This window comes from Leptospira adleri (assembly GCF_002811985.1).
Taxonomy (GTDB): Bacteria; Spirochaetota; Leptospiria; order Leptospirales; family Leptospiraceae; genus Leptospira; species Leptospira adleri.
The window spans coordinates 70118-88577 of sequence record NZ_NPDU01000011.1 but is presented as its reverse complement, the minus strand read 5'-3'; the positions used below and the strand labels follow the sequence as shown (position 1 = coordinate 88577).

General features: G+C 42.5%; 16 protein-coding genes. 5 read left to right on the top strand and 11 right to left on the bottom strand.

The window, feature by feature from the left end; translation table 11 throughout:
- Positions 1–105 precede the first annotated feature (105 nt).
- The 8 genes from CH376_RS06195 to CH376_RS06155 form a co-directional block, all read right to left on the bottom strand.
- Positions 106–1731, bottom strand: coding sequence for an acyl-CoA dehydrogenase family protein (locus tag CH376_RS06195; protein WP_100788015.1), 1626 nt, complete (start codon positions 1729–1731; stop codon positions 106–108).
- A gap of 1 nt (position 1732) precedes the next feature.
- Entirely contained in the window at positions 1733–3628 is a 1896-nt protein-coding gene (locus CH376_RS06190; protein ID WP_100788014.1) for an AMP-dependent synthetase/ligase, read from the bottom strand.
- Between the two features lie 406 nt (positions 3629–4034).
- The gene (ligA, locus tag CH376_RS06180) at positions 4035–6080 is read right to left on the bottom strand and encodes an NAD-dependent DNA ligase LigA (protein WP_100788012.1); all 2046 of its coding nucleotides are present in this window, start codon (positions 6078–6080) and stop codon (positions 4035–4037) included.
- Between the two features lie 18 nt (positions 6081–6098).
- Entirely contained in the window at positions 6099–7070 is a 972-nt protein-coding gene (locus CH376_RS06175) for a M23 family metallopeptidase (protein ID WP_100788011.1), read from the bottom strand.
- 43 nt (positions 7071–7113) lie between these two features.
- Positions 7114–8499: a cytochrome P450 gene (locus tag CH376_RS06170; RefSeq protein WP_100788025.1), complete on the bottom strand. Its 1386-nt coding sequence runs from the start codon at positions 8497–8499 to the stop codon at positions 7114–7116.
- Positions 8500–8710: 211 nt separating this feature from the next.
- Positions 8711–9070: a hypothetical protein gene (locus CH376_RS06165; RefSeq protein ID WP_100788010.1), complete on the bottom strand. Its 360-nt coding sequence runs from the start codon at positions 9068–9070 to the stop codon at positions 8711–8713.
- A 19-nt stretch (positions 9071–9089) separates the two neighbouring features.
- Positions 9090–9599, bottom strand: coding sequence for an RNA polymerase sigma factor (locus CH376_RS06160; protein WP_069605840.1), 510 nt, complete (start codon positions 9597–9599; stop codon positions 9090–9092).
- A 7-nt stretch (positions 9600–9606) separates the two neighbouring features.
- Positions 9607–10161 carry a Spy/CpxP family protein refolding chaperone gene (locus CH376_RS06155; RefSeq protein WP_100788024.1) on the bottom strand — a complete coding sequence of 185 codons (555 nt, stop codon included), beginning with the start codon at positions 10159–10161 and terminating at the stop codon, positions 9607–9609.
- A gap of 164 nt (positions 10162–10325) precedes the next feature.
- On the opposite strand from CH376_RS06155, the gene CH376_RS06150 reads away from it, so the two are divergent.
- Positions 10326–11018, top strand: coding sequence for a SanA/YdcF family protein (locus CH376_RS06150; protein WP_100788023.1), 693 nt, complete (start codon positions 10326–10328; stop codon positions 11016–11018).
- A 261-nt stretch (positions 11019–11279) separates the two neighbouring features.
- Here the strand turns inward: CH376_RS06150 and CH376_RS06145 are convergent, their stop codons facing one another.
- On the bottom strand, positions 11280–12236 hold the full coding sequence (locus CH376_RS06145; RefSeq protein ID WP_100788022.1) for a GDP-mannose 4,6-dehydratase: 957 nt from the start codon (positions 12234–12236) through the stop codon (positions 11280–11282).
- An 85-nt stretch (positions 12237–12321) separates the two neighbouring features.
- Between CH376_RS06145 and CH376_RS06140 the strand changes: the two genes are divergently transcribed.
- From CH376_RS06140 to CH376_RS06125, 4 genes are read left to right on the top strand one after another with little or no spacing between them, the layout of a single operon-like run.
- Positions 12322–13326: an LIC_10202 family protein gene (locus CH376_RS06140; RefSeq protein ID WP_100788009.1), complete on the top strand. Its 1005-nt coding sequence runs from the start codon at positions 12322–12324 to the stop codon at positions 13324–13326.
- Positions 13323–14381 (top strand): glycosyltransferase family 4 protein, encoded by a 1059-nt coding sequence (locus CH376_RS06135; RefSeq protein WP_100788008.1) that lies wholly within the window; start codon positions 13323–13325, stop codon positions 14379–14381. The genes CH376_RS06140 and CH376_RS06135 overlap by 4 nt, the downstream gene beginning before the upstream one ends.
- The gene (locus CH376_RS06130; RefSeq protein ID WP_100788007.1) at positions 14378–15427 is read left to right on the top strand and encodes a glycosyltransferase family 4 protein; all 1050 of its coding nucleotides are present in this window, start codon (positions 14378–14380) and stop codon (positions 15425–15427) included. The genes CH376_RS06135 and CH376_RS06130 overlap by 4 nt, the downstream gene beginning before the upstream one ends.
- Complete coding sequence (locus tag CH376_RS06125; RefSeq protein ID WP_100788006.1) at positions 15411–16715, top strand: glycosyltransferase family 4 protein; 1305 nt, start codon at positions 15411–15413, stop codon at positions 16713–16715. Before CH376_RS06130 ends, CH376_RS06125 begins: the two co-directional genes overlap by 17 nt.
- 609 nt (positions 16716–17324) lie before the next feature.
- Here the strand turns inward: CH376_RS06125 and CH376_RS06120 are convergent.
- Both CH376_RS06120 and CH376_RS06115 read right to left on the bottom strand, forming a co-directional pair.
- Entirely contained in the window at positions 17325–18140 is an 816-nt protein-coding gene (locus tag CH376_RS06120) for an inositol monophosphatase family protein (RefSeq protein WP_100788005.1), read from the bottom strand.
- Complete coding sequence (locus CH376_RS06115) at positions 18137–18451, bottom strand: YkvA family protein (RefSeq protein WP_069609023.1); 315 nt, start codon at positions 18449–18451, stop codon at positions 18137–18139. Before CH376_RS06115 ends, CH376_RS06120 begins: the two co-directional genes overlap by 4 nt.
- Positions 18452–18460 lie beyond the last annotated feature (9 nt).

Sequence of the window (18460 nt, the reverse complement as noted above, 5' to 3'; positions counted from 1 at the left end):
GATAAATGTCGGTTTCCGTAATCGTTTTCGAAAAACTCGCCTTATCGCCGATTCGTATTTCTTCGTAAGATTTCCCTTTTTGATACATTCCAAATTCTCCGTGGATTACGCGGAAACCGCCGCGGCGCCTAAAATTCCTTCTTTTAAGAATTCGATACAATTTTCGATTTCTTTCTCCGGAACTTTCAAGTCTCCGAAGGCTTTTAGGAATTCATCAACACCTCGCTCATCCAATTCTTTCAAGTAACCGATTCCACGGATATAACGAGCGGTCAAATAATATGCAAGAATCTGAATGTCTCTTTCTTTATCGGAAATCTTATAGTGGTTGCTGTCTTCGATCAAATCCCAAACGCTCAATTTAAGAATCGTGGTCAAAGTCAAAAGATCCGCAAAACCGAATTCAAACGGTTGTCTTTTTTTTCTTTCAGGATTGTCTCCCACCGTTTGAATGAGTTTATCCAGCTTTTCGATCAGTATTGCCACCGGGGTGTCTTTGATTTTTTTCGAGGAAGCGATTCGGGTTTCTTCCGAAACTGCACTCTCTATGATATTCTTAAACTTATCGTAACCGCCGTAGCTTGCGGAAATGATACTTCTTTGCACTTCGGAAGTTCCGCCGCCAATGGTCCCGAGTTTTACGTCTCTGAAAAGGCGACTAACGGGAACTTCTCTCATATATCCCATTCCGCCGAAAATTTGAACCGCATCGGACGCGACTTCCTCGCAAACTTCGGAAGCGTAAACTTTTACGATCGAGCTTTCCATCGGAAGACTTACATCAGGTTCCGAATCCTTTTTGCGTGCGACAAAGTAGATGACTCTTCTTGCAGCGCAGAGATAAACCCAAGTTCTCGCAATCTTTTCCTTCATTGCAAAGAAGGACAAAATCGGTTTTCCGAACTGATGCCGATTCCAAGCGTATTGCAGACAACTCTCTACGGAATATTCCATTCCCCCCATCAAAGCCGCAAGAAGAACGGTTCTTTCCCATTCCAGCGTCGCTTTTCCAATTCTTAAAAAACCGGAATTGAGAGGACCGAGTAAATTGTCTTCGGGAACGAACATATCCTCAAAGGAAAGCTCCGCCGTTGTGGAAGTATTATGACCCAATTTTTTTAGAACCTTAGAAACTCGAAATCCTTTCATATTGGATTCTACGATAAACGCCGAAACTCCCATCGGGCCGCGGGACTTCGTTGTTCGAGCCATCACGATAAAAACTTGTCCGATCGGGCCGTTCGTGATGTACATCTTGCTTCCGTTGAGAATAAAACCTCCTTGAGTTTTTTCGGCGAATGTTCTCATACCGGCGGCGTCCGATCCCGAATCAGGTTCGGTCAAACCGAGACCTGCGATCCATTCGCCGGAAGCCAGCTTCGGTAAGTATTTATTTTTCTGAGCTTCCGTTCCTTGAAAAAGAATCGGAAGAGTTCCGATGATCATGTGGGCGCCCCATGAAAGTCCGAAACCGGAGTCCAACGAACCTGCGTTAAACGCTTCTTGCGCGAGACAACACTGAAAGCAAGTTCCTCCCTGCCCTCCGTATTGTTCCGGAAGAGGAATTCCAAGCAATCCCATACTTCCCATTTCTTTCCAGAGTTCGTCGTCCCACGTACAGTCTTCGTCTCTTTGTTCAACGGTAGGAAGGGCTTTCTCCTTTGCAAATTCCTTAACCGTGATATAAAAATCTCTGTCTTCACTATCTAAATATGGATTTAAGAACAACATTTTATTTTGTTAACTCCGTTACTTCTTTTTTAAAATTCTCTAATATTTCGTTCCGCTTCATTTTCAAAGTCCGAGTCATTTCTTTATCCGGATCGAACGGCCTAGGCACGATATAAAAAGCGTTTTGCGGAATCAATTCAAAAGCCTTAAATCCGCCTTTACGAGAAATTCTTGATGAAATTTCTTTCTTAAAAACTTCACGCACCTTTGGATTTTGATTCCACTCTTTGGGATCATCGGGAATTCCTTCGATCTCCGTTTTCATTCTATCAAAATCAGGCACAATTAAAACAACAAGATGTTTGCTTTCGTGACCCGTCACCATCACCTGATTGATAAATGGAGAATTAAGAAGCTGATCCTCGATCGGAACGGGTTCTATATTCTCACCGCCAGCGAGAACGATCGTATCTTTGGCTCGACCGGCGAATGAAAGTTCCCCGCGATAATTTACGCGCATGATGTCGCCCGTATCAAAAAAACCGTCCTTATCAAAGACGACCTCGTTGAGTTCGGGACGTTTATAATAACCCATAAGAATCTGTTTGGATTTGAGCCAGAGAGTTCCTTTTTTCGGACTTCCTTTCGGAATCGGATTTCCTGCATCGTCCTTCAAACGGTATTCGTAGCCTTCAACGGGAATTCCGACCGTTCCGGAAGAAGGCTTTTTCGGTTTTCGAATCGACGTTACCGCGGAAGTTTCCGTCATTCCATAACCTTCCAAGACGATCAATCCGATCGCGGATAAGAATTTATCGACTACGCTCGGAAGTGCGCTTCCTGCGGAAACGGAAACTCTCAGTCTTCCGCCTAACGCTTTATGGACTGAGGAAAAGATAAAAATCGCCAAAAGTTTAAGCGGAGAAAGAAACGTTAATTTAAAAAAGGCGACCAGTCTTCTCGCCGATTCTTTAAAAAAGGAAGGTTTTTCGATTTGAAAATCATAACCGAAAAGGATCGATTTATTAAGCGACCAGATCATTCCGATCTTCAGAAAGAAATGAAACAGAGATCGTTTGAATGCGGATTCTTTGGAAACCTTCGCCATAATTCCGTTGTAAAGAGATTCCCAGATTCTCGGGACGGAAGGGAACAACGTCGGACGAAAATCCCTGAGATCGTCTTTTAAAGACGTAATATTAGAAATTAAGAATGTTACCCCGAGTGCAACCGTACAATATTCTATCGCCCTTTCGAACGCGTGCCAAGGAGGAAGGAGGCTGACTCCCGAATCTTCAGAAGTCAAACCCGCGAAACCGATCACCTTTTCGACCGCGGAAATCCATCCTGTTTGATTGAGCATCACTCCCTTGGGAGCGCCCGTTGTACCTGAAGTGTAGATCAAAGTTGCGAGTTCATCCGGAGATTTTTCTTTCAAACGATCTCGAACCACATTCGGATTAGTTTTAAGAAACTCTCTTCCGGAATGAATCAAACTCAAAACGCTATCCGGTCCGGATCTTAATTCTCCTTTATCGTCTTCTAAAACAAAAACTTTTTTGATACCGGGAATTTGAGAAGCCAGCTGAACAAGCCTTTCCTTGTCTTTGTCTTTCTGAACCACCGCATATCTGCTTTCCGAATGATTGACGATGTAAAGAATATCCTCGTCGACGACGTCAGTCCCTCTCGGAACGCAGACCGCGCCGGAACTGATAATCGACAAGTCGGCCATAAACCAGTTCACACTTGAATCGCAAAGAAAAACGATTTTATCTTCTTTCGTAATTCCTTCCGCAATCAGACCGGCGGTCATTTCATCGACTTGGTCTTTGACGGTGGAAAAGGTTCTTCCCTGAATTCCGTTCGGAGTCCGCTTGCAAAAAGTTTCTTTGTTAGGAAAACGTCGTGCTGAGCTTTCCAAAAGATCGTATAAGTATTTAAAATCAGTCTCCAAAATCGTTCCCTCGACGATAGAATATTCTCTTCGGCAGAAAGAATAGAAATCGAAGTCAGCCTATCAAGTTCTTTTTGTGAAACTCGATTAAATTGAAACATAATAAACGAATGTTCATTTTCAATAAAAGCGTTATTACATCTAAAAACCAAAACCGACTTTTGTTGGTTTTCGATAAATCACAAATATTTTACCAATCCAAGATGAAATCCTCTGAAGACCGGAATTGGATCTGTATAAATCGAAGAAAAATATCGAAAGCCGAAAATTCTTTATCACTTCGATTCGGAACGAAAAATTCCGATTTGAAATTCGATTCAATCTCAGAAGAGGTTTTTTAAGGATTCAGAGAATATAGTTTTAAGAATTCGGATTCTGGTAGGAAAAATATAAGCGCAATATCGGATTAGATCGGACTTTTGAAATCGATTCCCTGAGATTTCAGAAAATCCAAAAATTGACTTTCGTCAAAGACGGTAATTCCAAGTTCATTCGCTTTTTCTAATTTAGATCCCGCACCTGGACCGGCCAAAAGATGAGTCGTTTTAGAACTCACGGCGCTCACCTTTCTTCCGCCGTAATAAACGATCAGGTCCATGGCCTTATCTCTCGGTTGAAAATTTTCAAAAGAACCGGTCACACACCAAGATTGCCCGGCGAAAGGCTGACGATCGGCGACTTTTACCGGATCCGCTTTCATCTTGAGTCCGGCTTTTTTCAACCTTTCGATCAACTTTAGAATTTTCTTATCTCCGAAATTTTCTCCAAAGGCCTGAACCGTGGAAGGCCCGATTCCGGGAATTTCCAAAAGAGAATCGATCTTCTTTGAATCCTTTGAAATTTTCAGAATTTGATCCATCGAATCGACTCCGTGTTCGATCAATAACTCAGTCACCTTATGGCCGATTTCGGGAAGACCGATCGATGGAAGAACGAATCGAAAGTCTTTCAGTTTGGATTCTTCGATTCCTTTGAGAATGATGGAAACGCTCTTCTCTCCGAAACCTTCTTCCTCCATGAGTTTTTCTTTTTTATCTTTCAGATCGTAAAGATCCGCGATGGACCGGATGTAATCGTGGTCGTATAAGAATTCGATCTGTTTGTCTCCGAGTCCTTCGATGTCCATTTGTTTTCTCTGACAAAAAAAGATAATGCCGTTCTTCACTCGATCTGGACAATCCGAGTTCGGACAAAACAAATCGACCAAGCCGTCCTTCTTGATCGTTTTCGTTTTACACGATGGGCAACAATCCGGAATCTTAAAAACGTCCTTCCCCGGCGTCACAACTTCTTCCACCGCCGGAATGATTTCTCCTCTTTTGGCGACTCTTACGATTGCGCCGATTCCGACTCCGAGCTCGTCGATATAATCTTGATTGTGTAAAGTGGCAAACGTCACGGTTGTTCCGGCGAGGCTCACGGGTTCGATTTCCGCTCTCGGAGTAATTTTTCCGGTGCGTCCGACGGCGTATGTGATGTCTACGATCTTACTTTCCTTCATCACCGCGTCGAATTTATACGCGCGGGCCCAACGCGGAGAATGAGAAGTATAACCCAATGCATCCCTTTTAGAAATATCGTTGAGTTTAATCACGAGCCCGTCCGTAGGAAAACCTATACTTTCTTTTTTATTTTTAAAGTCCTTGATCGTCTTAGCGATCTTCGAGCCGGTAACGTAAACAGTATCAGGCGCCAAAGGGAATTTTAATTTTTCAAGTTGGGAAAGAATTTCTTGATGAGTTTTCAGTTTTTTTGTTTCGTTCGGAAAGGTAGCGTCGTAAGTGAAAATTCTCAGAGGACGTTTTGCCGTATCGGATGAATTCTTTTGTTTAATGGATCCCGCCGCGAGATTTCGGGGATTTGCGTATTTACCCGAGGAAAGCTCGTTGAATTCTTCGAAGTCTTTATAAGTCATAAAAACTTCTCCCCGCAAATATACGCTCGCGGAGTTCGGCAAACGTAAAGGAATATTTCTGATCGTTCGTATATTATCGGTTACGTCGTCTCCGATTCCGCCCGAACCCCTTGTAACCCCATTCTGCAATATTCCATTTTCATAATATAATACGATAGACGCTCCGTCGATTTTCCATTCTACGGAGTAAACTCCTTCCGGATCGGTTTTGTTTACCCAATCCAAAAGTTCGTCGTCGTTGTAAGTATTGATCAAAGAAAGAACGGGAAGTTTATGCTGAAACTTTTCGAAATCTTTATCCAAGTCCGAACCTACGATCAGAGTCGGACTCGCTGGATCTTTTAACTGCGGAAATTGCTCCTCAAGATCCTGCAATCTACGAAAGAGTTTATCAAATTCGAAATCGGAAATCGTCGCGTTATTTTTTACGTAGTAAGAATGCTGATGAACGCGGATTTCATCCATCAACTTGGCTATTTCTTTCTGAGCCTCTTTTTCGGAAAGAGAGTTGCCCGCGGTCTCTTTTTTCTTAGCCATATCGAATCGAATACGGGTTTAATAAACCGGGACTTTTAAAAATTCCATCGGATCGGTACGATTGGATTCTCCAAGCCAAACTTCGTAGTGTAAATGCGGGCCGGTTACGTTTCCGGTCGATCCTACGGTCGCGATCAAATTTCCCTTTCGAATCTGTTGTCCGTCTTTTACGAAAATCCTAGTACAATGTCCGAAAAGAGAAAAATAACCGTTCGCATGTTGTATGACGATATGATTTCCATAACCCCGATTGGAATAGATCACTCGATGAACCCTGCCGTTTCCGGTCGCATAAATAGGAGTTCCCGGTACGTTCGCAAGATCGATACCGTCGTGATATTCCATATAACCGGTCGTAGGCGAACGCCTTGTTCCGAAATAAGAAGTTAAGTTGTAAGAATAAAGAGGCTCACCGAAAGGAAGCGCGTCCATGATATCGTATCTTGAATTGAGAAAGTCGTAAACGCTATCCATCAGCGGACGTTGTTTATCCATATAAACTCTCGCGGTCCGATAACCGTAAATTTCCGAAAGATAACTTCTTCCCAGCATCAAATCCTTATCGGCCGATTCTTCCGTTTTTAATTCTGCGAGAGCGATCGATTCGATATCGGCTTCGTCCGGAAGTTTGAGCATTTCATCCCTTTGTCCGTCGACAAGAGAATAGATCTCTTCCAGACTTTCGGTAAGGGCAAGAAAATCATCCTGTACTCCTTCCAGCTGTTCGGAATATTCGATGTATTCGTCGAAGTATTTACCGTAAACCTGCGCCAACGCGTTGATTTGTTTTCTGGTATTATTGTATTTTACGATCCCGAACACGGCGATTCCTAAAATCGAAACCAAAAGACTGAATAAGAAGAAGATCGTAAAAACCGATATTTGAAAATGGAACGATTTATCGAATCCATGAGGAATCAATAGTACTGTGAGTCTTTGGTGACCCTTTTCCTTTACTTGATCTAGTCGTTTGCGGATTTCCTTTTCCATGGAACAGACTCCAAATAAAGAGTCTATTCCGGGGAAGTATAGGTCAAGTGGAAAGCAGATCCATCAACATTCCGTATTTGGGTCTTAATGTGACTAAAGGTTCCATTTCGACTTTATGTCCAGGAACCGGTTTCAGATCGTATTTTCTTGCGATCATGCTTAAGATAAGAATTCCTTCGGTCATCGCGAATACGTTTCCGATACAAATCCTCGGACCGCCGCCAAACGGGATGTAAGCATATTTCGGACGATCTTTTGAATTTTCCTCGGAAAATCTTTCGGGCCAGAATTTTTCCGGATCTTTCCAAAAACGCGGATCTCTGTGAATCGTATAAATACAAATCGAAACGTTTGTTCCGGGAGGAACTTTGTAACCGCCGACCTCGTCCCAACCGAGGGCGGATCGTTCCACGGTCCAAGCCGGCGGGAACAAACGCATCGATTCTTCCAAAACCATTCTAGAATAAGTCAAGGATCCGACGTCTTCCAACGAAGGAATTTTATCTCCCAAAACATTCTTCGCTTCTGCTTTGAGTTTGGCAAAGATTTCAGGATGATTTGACAGAAGATGAAACGCCCAAGTGAGCGCGTTCGCAGTCGTCTCGTGTCCGGCGAGTAAAAGTGTGATCGCTTCGTCTCGAACCTGTTCCACACTCATCTCCTCGCCGGTTTCCTCGTCCTGAATTTCCAAAAGCATACTGATCAAATCATTCGAAGGATTTTTTCTCCTTTGCTCGATCAGCTCGTAGATGACTTCGTTCATCGATTCGATCGATTTTCTCAGCCTTCGATTTCCGGGAAGAGGCCAGTGAATCGGAGGAGGAAAGACCATCGTCAAACGTTTGGTTACTTCCTGCATCGCGATTTCTACGTTCTTCGCTATGATTTCCGAATATTCTTTCACATCGGAGCGGAAGAGAGTTTTTCCAACGATCGCAAAAGTAAGTTTCATCATCTCTTCGGAAAGATCGACTCTGAGAGTTCCGTTCTTTTGTCTGGATTCCCATTCTCGAAAAATGTTCTGAGTTTCTTCAGCCATGATCTGGGTGAATTCTGAAATTCTTTGACGATGAAAGGCGGGTTGAATGAGCCTTCTCTGTTTTTTCCAGAAATCACCTTCGGAAGTAAGGAGTCCCTTTCCCAAAATTCTCTTGAGTTCGATATAAAAGACGCTCTTATGATAGTTGCCGCTATTTTCCTGAAGAACGTGACGGATGTCCTCCGGACTTTGAATCATAAAAATTCTCGTTTTGCGGATTCCGAATAAAACGACGTCTCCGTGTTTCTTTCTCATATCTTGAAAGAATCCGATAATGTCTCTCCGCATTCTATAAAGATGACGAAGCGCGAAAAAGCCGTAAGAACCGGGAGGGGATTTGATTTTTTGTGAGTCTTTTTTCGGGGAAAGACTGGAGTTTAAAGAAAACATTGGATTCTCCAAGTTTGATTTTTTCCGGATCGAACCGGACTCCAGCCGAGACACTTTTAACAAAAGAATAAAATTCTTATATTACTTTTTATTTATATTTTACGAATAAGAGGATTTCTAAAATTTTTTCAACCGCAATTTATTTCCGACGGGAAAAAAGAATACGATCGGGGTCGCGATCACTTCGACCGTATTCTTTTTCTTTTAAGAATCATCTTCGATCTAGGGAGGCCTCGATCAAAGTATCCACATCCAAAGATACGGGCGTCGCGGCAGATTCTTCCTCTTTGAAGAATGTGGTCTTCACCTTCGATTCCGCTTCCGCGGTCGTTCCGTGAATTTGCTCCTGAACCCAGGAATGCAGTTCGTTTCGAGCGATACTGTTTTCATCCGTCTCAAAAAATGCCAGCCATACTATGGAACTCGAAAAAAACGCGGATAAAAATGTGATCAACGCCAATTGAATCATCTTCCATTTGCGTTTTTTATAAACTCCATCACAGATTTTAGAACTCCAAACCTTACTACAGAGTCTGTCTGAAATTTCTTTTTCGAATCCGTTCGATTTCATGTTGTATTTTTCCTATCTCTCACTTTTCAACGAATATCTTTTTCAACATCTGTTTTCCCCGAAAGGCGCGCGACTTAACCGTTCCCTCTGGAATACTGAGTTTCTCCGCAATCTGTTGTTCTTTGTATCCTTCTCCAACCAGACTCAGCACGGATTTATATTTCCATGGTAGCATCGCCAAAAGATCTTTCAATTCAAAATCGGTAAAACTCGCCGACGCGGCTTCCTTCTCTTGAATGGAATGATCTTGAATCACTTTCTCTTTCAGCTTGCTCGCAAGCGCGGTTTGTCTGGAACGTTTTTGGTTCATTCTCAGAGATTCGTTTCTGGCGATCGTATAAAGCCAAGTGCTCACAGCCGAATCTCCGCGAAACTTGTTCGCGGAAAGACTTTTGTAGGCTCGGAAATAAGTTTCCTGAACGACGTCGTCGATCGAGTCGTGAAATTCTTCGAATAAGTTTTTCTTAATCGCGGACAAAACGATATGTTTTGTAGAATCGATTAGCTCGGTAAATTCTTTCTGGTCCATGGATACCTCAGTGTAGGATTCCCTGTATTGGTAGTATAATTCTTTCCGGAGAAAAAAGATTCACTGGGAATCCGTTTTCTTGGCGAGTAGAAGGCTCTTTGATTTTGGATTTTTGATCCTGCGTTAATATTTTTTCTATAGCAAGGCGGTGAGAAATCTGATTGATTCGGATTTCGGTGGTATATCTTCCGATCTCGATCAAAAGTTTTCTGATCTTCGTTAAATCGACGTTAGGCTCCATCAATAAACCTTCAAGTTCGATTTCGATCGGAGAAATTTTTTGAAGCCAGCGAAAATGCGCCTGTTTGTGCTTTTCGTTAATTCTTGAAATCTCGTCCAACTGTTGTTCCGAAAGCGCAAATCTTTCCCGAACCGTATCCACGTTTCCGAATACCAATCCGAAACTTCTAAGCTGGCGGATCGGCGCCAACTGTCGAACCGGAGCCGAAGTATTGGAATCCGTACCGGAGCGAAGCCCCATCAGTTCCTGGGAAAAAATAACCGCCGGCGCAAGAAAGCAACCGGCGACGGTCATTCTGACAATTGAATTCAGGAGATTCATGAGGTATTTGCTCAAAATATAAGACCCGTAGCGCAAAGGTTTGTTTCCTGTTTCGAAAATTTTTGCCGGCTCCGGTTCGTTGGAAAGAAAAAAAGGGTTTTCCTTTTGAATTTGGCTTGTAAGGCCCTAAAAAAACCTTCCTGATTTTGACGGATCGCTCCTCCGTGTTTCGTTTTAAATTCTTGAAAAAACCCAAATTTTACGTCTGGGCCGGGTTCGTCCTGTTCCTTCTCGTCGCCGCTCCGATTGCGATCGATTTCAGTTTTGAAGAATTGTATCTTCATACCGAACGATTTCAAAATCACAGATCCGCAAGACCGGCAACCGTCGCCGTAGTTCCCGGCGCCTCGGTTTACAAAAACGAACCTTCTCCCGTTTTGAAGGATCGATTGGATTGCGCCTTGGAATTGTATCACCAGGGAAAAGTGCGCAAAATTCTTCTCTCAGGAGACAACGGTTCTATCTATTACAACGAAGTGAAACCGATGCTTCTCTACATTCTTAAAAACGAAGTGAATGAAAGGGACATATTCGTCGACCACGCCGGCTTTAGAACGTTAGACACGCTTGTTCGTGCGAAGGAAATCTTTCAAGTAAAAGATCTTATCTTCGTAAGTCAGAGAGTTTATCAACCGAGAGCGGCGTTTCTCGCAAACAAAATCGGACTCAAATTCCAGGCGTTCGAAGCGGATCGAAGAATTTATACGAGCGGCCCTTTCAGTCGTATCCGCGAATTTTTCGCGCGCACGCTTGCGTGGGTGGATATGAATCTGTTCAAAACGAATCCTAAATATTTGGGAGATCCTTTTCCGATCGAAGGAAGCGGGATCAAAACCTGGAAAGGATCCGTGCTCTAAATTCTTTTTGTATCGAGCGGAAGTTTTTTGGAAAATTCTTCTTTCGTCGCCTGAAACAAAAAAAATCGACTTTGAATTTTCTTAAGAGTTAAAAAGGAATTCGAAACGAAGAACAAGGAAACGGTTTTCATCTTGGAAATCGAAATCCGATTTTCAATGGGAATTCGGAAAACGAAGTTTAAACGCGCAAAACATCCATTGCGTTATGCGAAACGGATTCGATTCTAAAAATTTTATATGTAAGAAGAATTTTCTGAATTCTTAAACTTGCGTTCCGACCCAATGATATACGTCGTGAATCGTATCCGCTAAGCCGAACCTGGGAACCCAACCCAACTTCTGAAGTTTAAGATTATTTCCGGACAAACGCCTCATCTCCGCCGCGCGAAAACGGGAAGGATCCACTTCCACCGGAATTTGTTTTCCGGATGCGGCAATGATCTGATCCAGAACTTCCCGAATTATAACTTCTTTACCGGAACAGATGTTGTAGATCTCGCCCGGTTTTCCTTTTTCGCAAAGAACCCGATAGGCGTGTACAACGTCGCGCACGTCGAGAAAGTCCCGTGTAGAAGAAAGATCACCGACGAAAATCTTTCTTTCACCTTCGGGTTGTTTGGCGGATTTCAAAACTTGGGCGCAAAAATTCGGAATTACAAAGTTTAAACTCTGTCTCGGACCGGTGTGATTGAAAGGTCGGGCTATGACCACTTCGATCTCAGGGACCCAACGATGATACTGAAGACAATAAATTTCCGCGCAGGATTTGGAGGAAGAATAAGGATTGAGCGGGGCAGGAATCACAGATTCCGAAACCGGAAGATCCGACTCGGAAACGTTACCGTAAATATCGGAAGAGGAAATATAAACAAAACGAACTTTCTTTTTCATGCCTCGAAGGGCTTCCAAGATGTTCAACGTTCCTTGAACGTTGATCTCCAAAGTTTCAACCGGATCTTCGATTGCACGCGGAACGAAAGGTTGTGCCGCAAGATGAAATACTGCGTCCGGTGAAAATTCTTGAATGATTTCCCGAACCTGATTTCCGTTTCGAATATCGCAAATTGTAGAACGATATGTTTTTGGAAGTTCGGGATCGTCCTCAACGTTCGGTCCGGGAAGAATTCCGATCCCCAAAAAATCCGAATAAGAATCCTTTAGCTCTTTCAGAAGGTAAACACCAACAAATCCAGCGGCTCCCGTAATAAGGCATTTCATAGAATTCTTGCTTTTCCGTAAAAATACTGTTGTTTTAGAAAATGAATAAAAAACAATCGAATAAAATTCTCTCTCCCTTTGCCGCATGGAAGATAAATTTCAGGAACTATTCGAAATCAGAGATTCCCGGATCAACGTCCGGGAAATTATGGAAGAAATAGAATCCAAACTCAAAAAGAATCCTTCCACAAAAGAAGACATCGAAAAACTCACCCATTGGAAATTCTCTCCTCCGAGTCCCGAAGGATATCGAGATTTCGACCCCGCGGAAATCGCTCATCTTTTTGAAAGAGGAATCGCCGCTCCTAAATTCTCCAATCCAAAACTCTGGTTCGTGCGCGGACCTTTGAAATGGTTGCTGATCCGTTTTTCGGAATTTTATTCTTTCTTAGATAAAAAACTTTCTGAAAACAGAACCCGCGCGTTTTACAGCGTCCTACACGAACTGATTCTCATTCGTTCCGAAAACCAAAATCTCAAACGTAAAATGGAATCCTTCTATTCCGAATTTTTAGAATGGAATCAGGCCATCGGAAAAGAAGTACGACCCGAATTTCTTTGGGCGAACGAAAATCTTTATTCCGAAGATACGATCGAAGAAAGCGAAACTTTCTTACTCGAGTCGATCGATCCTTCCGAAAACGTTCTGGTACTTTCTCCGGGTTGGGGAAAAATTCTGAAACAGCTTTTGAAATTGGGAGCGCAATTCGATTCTGTGACTTGGAACCGTTCCTGCGAAGAATTCATCCGAACCTCGATCACCGCGAAAATCAGCCTGGAAGAACCGGGCTCGATTCCGAACAACTGTTCACAATATTCTAAAATTATAATATCGGAAAATCTTTCGATCCATCCTCATTGGCTGATAGAAAAAGCGCTTCGTTCTTTGAGCAGAAACGTCTCTTCCGGTACGGAGATCCGTTTTCGATTCTCCAATGAAAACTCGAACTACCCTTCCCCGTTTTTACCTTTGAGACTTACAAGAATTCAGGAACCGTTGATTCGAGATTATCTGAAACAATTAGGTTTTAGAAATATTATCGAAAAAAAATCGGAAGACGGATTTACGATTCTATCGTTTAGAAAATGAAAGTCTATCAGCACGTTACAGAGTTCCGGGACGGAGACGGAATCGGAAACGATATCAAGGGAATTTCCAACGTGCTGAAAACATTAGAAATTCCGAATTCGATTCTATGTCTTAAGAATCTGTCAAAAGAAAACTTCGACGTTCAAGTTCATCCGGTCGCGCACGAATTCGGAACCGATGACGTCCACATCCTAAACTACGGAGGATGCGGTTATCCTTTGGATTGGTTTCGCGGCCTTCCCGGTAAAAAAATCATTCGTTATCAGAGTTTTACTCCCGCGATTTATTTTAAAAATTTTGTAAGTTCTGAAATTTACAACACCCTCCAATTGGAGGAAAAACGTTCTCTTCTGGAACTCTATTCGCTAAAAAACGAAACCGATCTCTTTTTACCTTCTTCGGAGTTTAACGCGGAATTTCTGCGCTCGCTCGATATCGAAAATCAACTCGTCCTGCCGATCGTGAGAAAATATAAAATTCGCGAAGGAGTTCCCAAGGACAAAAGGGAATTTACGATCGGATTTATCGGAAGAATTTCCCCGAACAAAAAGATGGAGGATCTTTTGGAACTTCTTCCTCTGATTCTCAAATTCAGACAAAACGTTCAACTTCTGATCTGCGGGAACGTTTCTCCCGTTTTCGAAGAATATTATATTTTTCTAAAAAAGCTCGTTTTACAGAAACGACTTATGGGGCACGTTCAAATCCGATTAAACGCGAACGACGCGGAGATGGAATCTTTTCTGAATTCGATGGATCTCTATGTTTGTATGAGCGAACACGAAGGATTTAATATTCCCGTCCTGGAAGCGTTCGGCGCGGGGATTCCGGTAATCTCCTACTTCGCAGGCGCGACGCCGCAAACGATGAAAAACGGCGGAATTCTTTTTAAAAATAAATCTCCCGAATCCATGACCATGCTGGCCGGATTGATCGACAACCTGATTGAAAAAAGAAATCTTCGAGAACAAATTTCGCAGAAAGAGAAGGAAGTGATAGAAGAATACAATCGTTTCCCTTTTGAAAATCTTTTTAGAGACCGGATATTGGCATGAGATCCGTTCAACAATTTTCGGCCGGTTTTAATCCGGGCGACGCGATAAGCAATGAGATGCTCGAGATTAGAAACTACTTAAGGGAATTAGAATACAAAGGGGACATCTATTCCGAAAACATCGGAGCGTCCAAACTTCCATTTGTAAAAAAATACAAAACTTACAACAAGTCCTCAAAGGATATTTTATTTTATCATCATTCGATCCACTCGGGAATTTTCGATTTTCTGAGAAGTTTCAGATCTCCTAGAATTCTTATCTATCACAATGTAACGCCGCATCATTTTTTCGAGTCCTACGATCTCAAGATGAGTTATCTTCTAAAAAAGGGAAGAGAAGAACTCAAGGAAATGAAAGACCGTTTCGATCTTGTATTCGCGGTTTCCAAATTCAACCAAGCGGAGCTGGAAGAATTAGGTTTTCGGAATGTGGGAATTCTTCCGATCACATATCAATTATCGCAAGAGACTTTGAAAATACAAAAGCCTGTTTCTCCCGTCAAAAAAATCCTTTTTGTGGGACGGATTACACCTAACAAAAGACAAGACGATCTTATACGCCTTGCGCACGCGTACAAAACATTGTATTCGGATCAATTTCAATTCTTTCTCGCAGGTTTTAGCTCCAGAGAACTTTTTCTTTATAGGGAAGAATTGGAACGAATGTTGGACTTTTACGGTTTGAGAAAGAACGTATTGATCACCGGATTTCTTTCCGACTACGAATTGAACAATCTCTATCAAGAGGCGGACGTTTTTGTTTCGATGAGCGAACACGAAGGATTTTGCGTTCCATTGATCGAAGCGATGGTTCATAAGATTCCGATCCTTGCGTTTGCCGGCGGGGCGGTTCCTGAAACTCTGAACGGGTCCGGAATTCTTTTTAAGGAAAAAAATTTTCCGGAACTGGCGGTATTGCTCGATAAAATTTTAACGGACTCCGAATTTAAGAATCGAATATTGCTCGGACAAAATCAGCGTTTGGAAGAATTTAAGAATATAGAATCGAAATCCGTTCTTAGGAAAGCGATTGAAAACCTCTCTTAAAAAAATCGCGGTGGTATCTCCGATCTTTTCCGATCAAGTTTCCGGCGGATCGGAAAAACTGATCTTCCAGTTCGTCGAGTTATTGGCAAAGAACTTTGAGATCACCGTTCTTACTACTCGAAGTCTCGATTATGTTTCCTGGAAGAATACGATTCCGATCCGTGAAAATCAGACTCTGCAAGAGGCGAATCTTCCTTCCAAACCGATTGGCATCGAAGAGCGGACTTCCTCTTTGGGCGGAACATACAAGATTCTTCAGTTTACCGTGGAAAAAGATCGAAACATAGACAAGTTCAATCGTCTTTCCAAGAAGATTTTGGAAGAGCCGTCTCTTCAAAATCGGGAAAACGTAAATCACTGGATCGAAGAACAAGGTCCTTACGTTCCCGAAATGATTCAGTTTATAGAATCTCGAAAGAGCGAGTTCGAAGTTTTTTTCTTCGTTAGTTATCTTTATTATCCTCTCGTTTTCGGTTCACCTCTTGTCGCGGAAAAGTCGATCATCATTCCGACTTTTCACGACGAAGCTCCGGCGCATCTTCCGATCTACAAAGAAGTTCTCAACGATCTGAGTTCTTATTCTTTCAATACTCCGGAAGAATTGGAAGTGTTTCGCCGCATTCTCGGATTTACTCCAAGCACGTATTCGATCACCGGAATGAACTTGAATCTGGATAAGAATTTATCCTCTTCCGTGACGAAGGATCTTTCGTTATCGGAAAATCCCGCGAACGATAAACAAGATCCTTTTCTATTGTATGTCGGGCGTGTGGATCTTGGAAAAGGTTTTCTGGAAATGGCGGAATGGTTTTTGGACTGGAAGAAGAATTCGAAATTTCCGCATAAACTCAAAATCGTCGGCAAGATCGCTTCGAAAATTCCGGCAAAAATATTAGAAAATCAGAATATATCTTTCTTAGGTTTTGTGGAAGAGAAGACAAAGATCGAACTTCTTCAAAATTGCAGCTGTTTAATCAATTCTTCGCCTTTGGAAAGTTTTTCAATCGTCCTCATGGAAGCGTGGCTCGCAAAAAAACCGGTACTCGTAAACGGACGGTCGGACGTTCTCAAGGGACATTGTCTACGAAGCAACGGTGGACTGTTCTATTCCGATAAAAAAAGTTTTTCGGCGACTCTGAACTATATCCTCGAACATCCGAAGGATTCTTCGGAAATGGGAAAAAACGGAAAACGTTACGTAGAGCAAAACTTCAATCCGGAAGTCGTTCGTGAAAAACTTCTTCGTTTGATCGATAGGACGATTCAAAAAAAATACGCCGGAATTTAAAAAATGACGTCCTTTTCGAAAATGGAAAAACTTCCAGTTAAAAAAGAATCTCTTCTCGTAGTTCCTACAAAACCTTTCCGAAAAAAAGCTTGTTTCGGGCTTAAAGCCGGATCGAAAGGAAAATAAGTCATTTCTTACGTTTCAAAACCATCCAATCATTTCTATATTTAGAATATTCTAAATATAGAATATTTTTCGATATTGAGGCTCAACTTGTAAATAGGAAAAATCCCGCTTCAACATAGGCCAATCCTTCCTCAGCGGCCTTGTTCCGACCGGAGCCCGTAATAAAAAAATCTTGAACCCGGTACGGGTCGAATCGAAAGGTCCATCTCAAAAACAACACTTCGTATAATTTTATTAATTCTCTAAATCAAATAATATTAAAATTTTATCATATTATTTGATGATTTTCCAACAACTCCGTGGAGCTCTAAGAGGCGGTCCTAAAACCTCTACGAAGCGAGAAAGCCTCTGTTTTATAGATTCCGATCTTTGTGTGAGATCCTACAAATTACGTCTCATAGGCCATTCCCTAAAATTTCGAATCGTTTTCCATCATTGCAAGAACGTTTGAGTTCCCACATCATTCAGGTTTTAGGACAACCTCTAAGTTAAGTCGTGAAGATACTCGCTCATACCGGCCAACATCTTCTCGTGCAAAATTCCGTTACTTGCAACGAGATTCGGAATATAAGGCGTAAAAATATTTCCGTCGTAAGTGGATAGTTTTCCGCCCGCTTCGGCGAGGATCACTGATGGCGCAGACATATCCCAAGGTTTGAGACCTTCTTCCCAGAAAGCGTCGAATCTGCCTTCGGCGGTCCAACAAAGATCGACGCCAGCGGATCCGGTTCTTCTCACACCTCGAGTTTTGAGTAAAAAATTTCTATAGTAGAACATCAATCGATCGATCTTCTTTTCTCGATCATAGGGAAAACCAGTGCAGAGAAGAGATTGTTTCAGATCCTTCGTTTTAGAAACTTGAATCCGTTTTTTATTCTTAAAAGCTCCGAATCCTTTTCTGGCGTGATAGACCTCGCCGGTTCCCGGAAAAGGTACGACGCCCGCTACAACTTCTCCCGTTTCCAGATTTTCCAAACCGATGCAAAGACAATACAACGGAAGACGATGCGAATAATTCACGGTTCCGTCTAACGGATCCACGATCCATTTGAAAATCGAAGTCCCTTTTTTATCGGTTCCTTCTTCTCCGAGAATTCCGTCCGCAGGAAACATTCTTTCAATTTCGGAAATGATCCGTTCTTCAGAGCCTTTGTCGGCCTTCGTCACTAAATCGATTTCTCCTTTGTAGGCGATTCCTAGATCGTTCTCTTCCTGAGTTTCCGCCAAAAATTCCATCACCTTCGGAACAAAGTTCAGGAAATGTTCGTATCTGATTTTAATTTCGTTTTCTAAGCTCATTCTATCTCCAGCTTCTTCCTCGCTCTCTCGCGATGTTCGGCACGGATTGCGGATTGGACACTTGCCAGTACGGCGGCGATCACTCCTGCGTCATCCAGAAATCCTGCGCCCGGAATAAAATCGGGAACCGCATCCAAAGGAGAAATAAAATACGCAAGAGCTCCCGCAATGATAAGTTTGGTTCGAAGCGGAGTTTCGGGATCCATCATGGAATAATAAAGCGCGACTAGGTCTTCCGTAAACGGGATCTTGGAGACGACCGACTTTAGTTTCGGCCAAAATTCTCTTTTTACTTTTTCGATCAGATCCATAAAGTCTCC

Coding starts and splice junctions, on each gene's coding strand:
- CH376_RS06145 (WP_100788022.1), bottom strand. CDS start 12,236: ATGAAATGCCTTATTACGGGAGCCGCTGGATTTGTTGGTGTTTACCTT.
- CH376_RS06135 (WP_100788008.1), top strand. CDS start 13,323: ATGAAAGTCTATCAGCACGTTACAGAGTTCCGGGACGGAGACGGAATC.
- CH376_RS06115 (WP_069609023.1), bottom strand. CDS start 18,451: ATGGATCTGATCGAAAAAGTAAAAAGAGAATTTTGGCCGAAACTAAAG.
- CH376_RS06120 (WP_100788005.1), bottom strand. CDS start 18,140: ATGAGCTTAGAAAACGAAATTAAAATCAGATACGAACATTTCCTGAAC.
- CH376_RS06175 (WP_100788011.1), bottom strand. CDS start 7,070: ATGGAAAAGGAAATCCGCAAACGACTAGATCAAGTAAAGGAAAAGGGT.
- CH376_RS06160 (WP_069605840.1), bottom strand. CDS start 9,599: ATGGACCAGAAAGAATTTACCGAGCTAATCGATTCTACAAAACATATC.
- ligA (WP_100788012.1), bottom strand. CDS start 6,080: ATGGCTAAGAAAAAAGAGACCGCGGGCAACTCTCTTTCCGAAAAAGAG.
- CH376_RS06170 (WP_100788025.1), bottom strand. CDS start 8,499: ATGTTTTCTTTAAACTCCAGTCTTTCCCCGAAAAAAGACTCACAAAAA.
- CH376_RS06140 (WP_100788009.1), top strand. CDS start 12,322: ATGGAAGATAAATTTCAGGAACTATTCGAAATCAGAGATTCCCGGATC.
- CH376_RS06195 (WP_100788015.1), bottom strand. CDS start 1,731: ATGTTGTTCTTAAATCCATATTTAGATAGTGAAGACAGAGATTTTTAT.
- CH376_RS06165 (WP_100788010.1), bottom strand. CDS start 9,070: ATGAAATCGAACGGATTCGAAAAAGAAATTTCAGACAGACTCTGTAGT.
- CH376_RS06155 (WP_100788024.1), bottom strand. CDS start 10,161: ATGAATCTCCTGAATTCAATTGTCAGAATGACCGTCGCCGGTTGCTTT.
- CH376_RS06130 (WP_100788007.1), top strand. CDS start 14,378: ATGAGATCCGTTCAACAATTTTCGGCCGGTTTTAATCCGGGCGACGCG.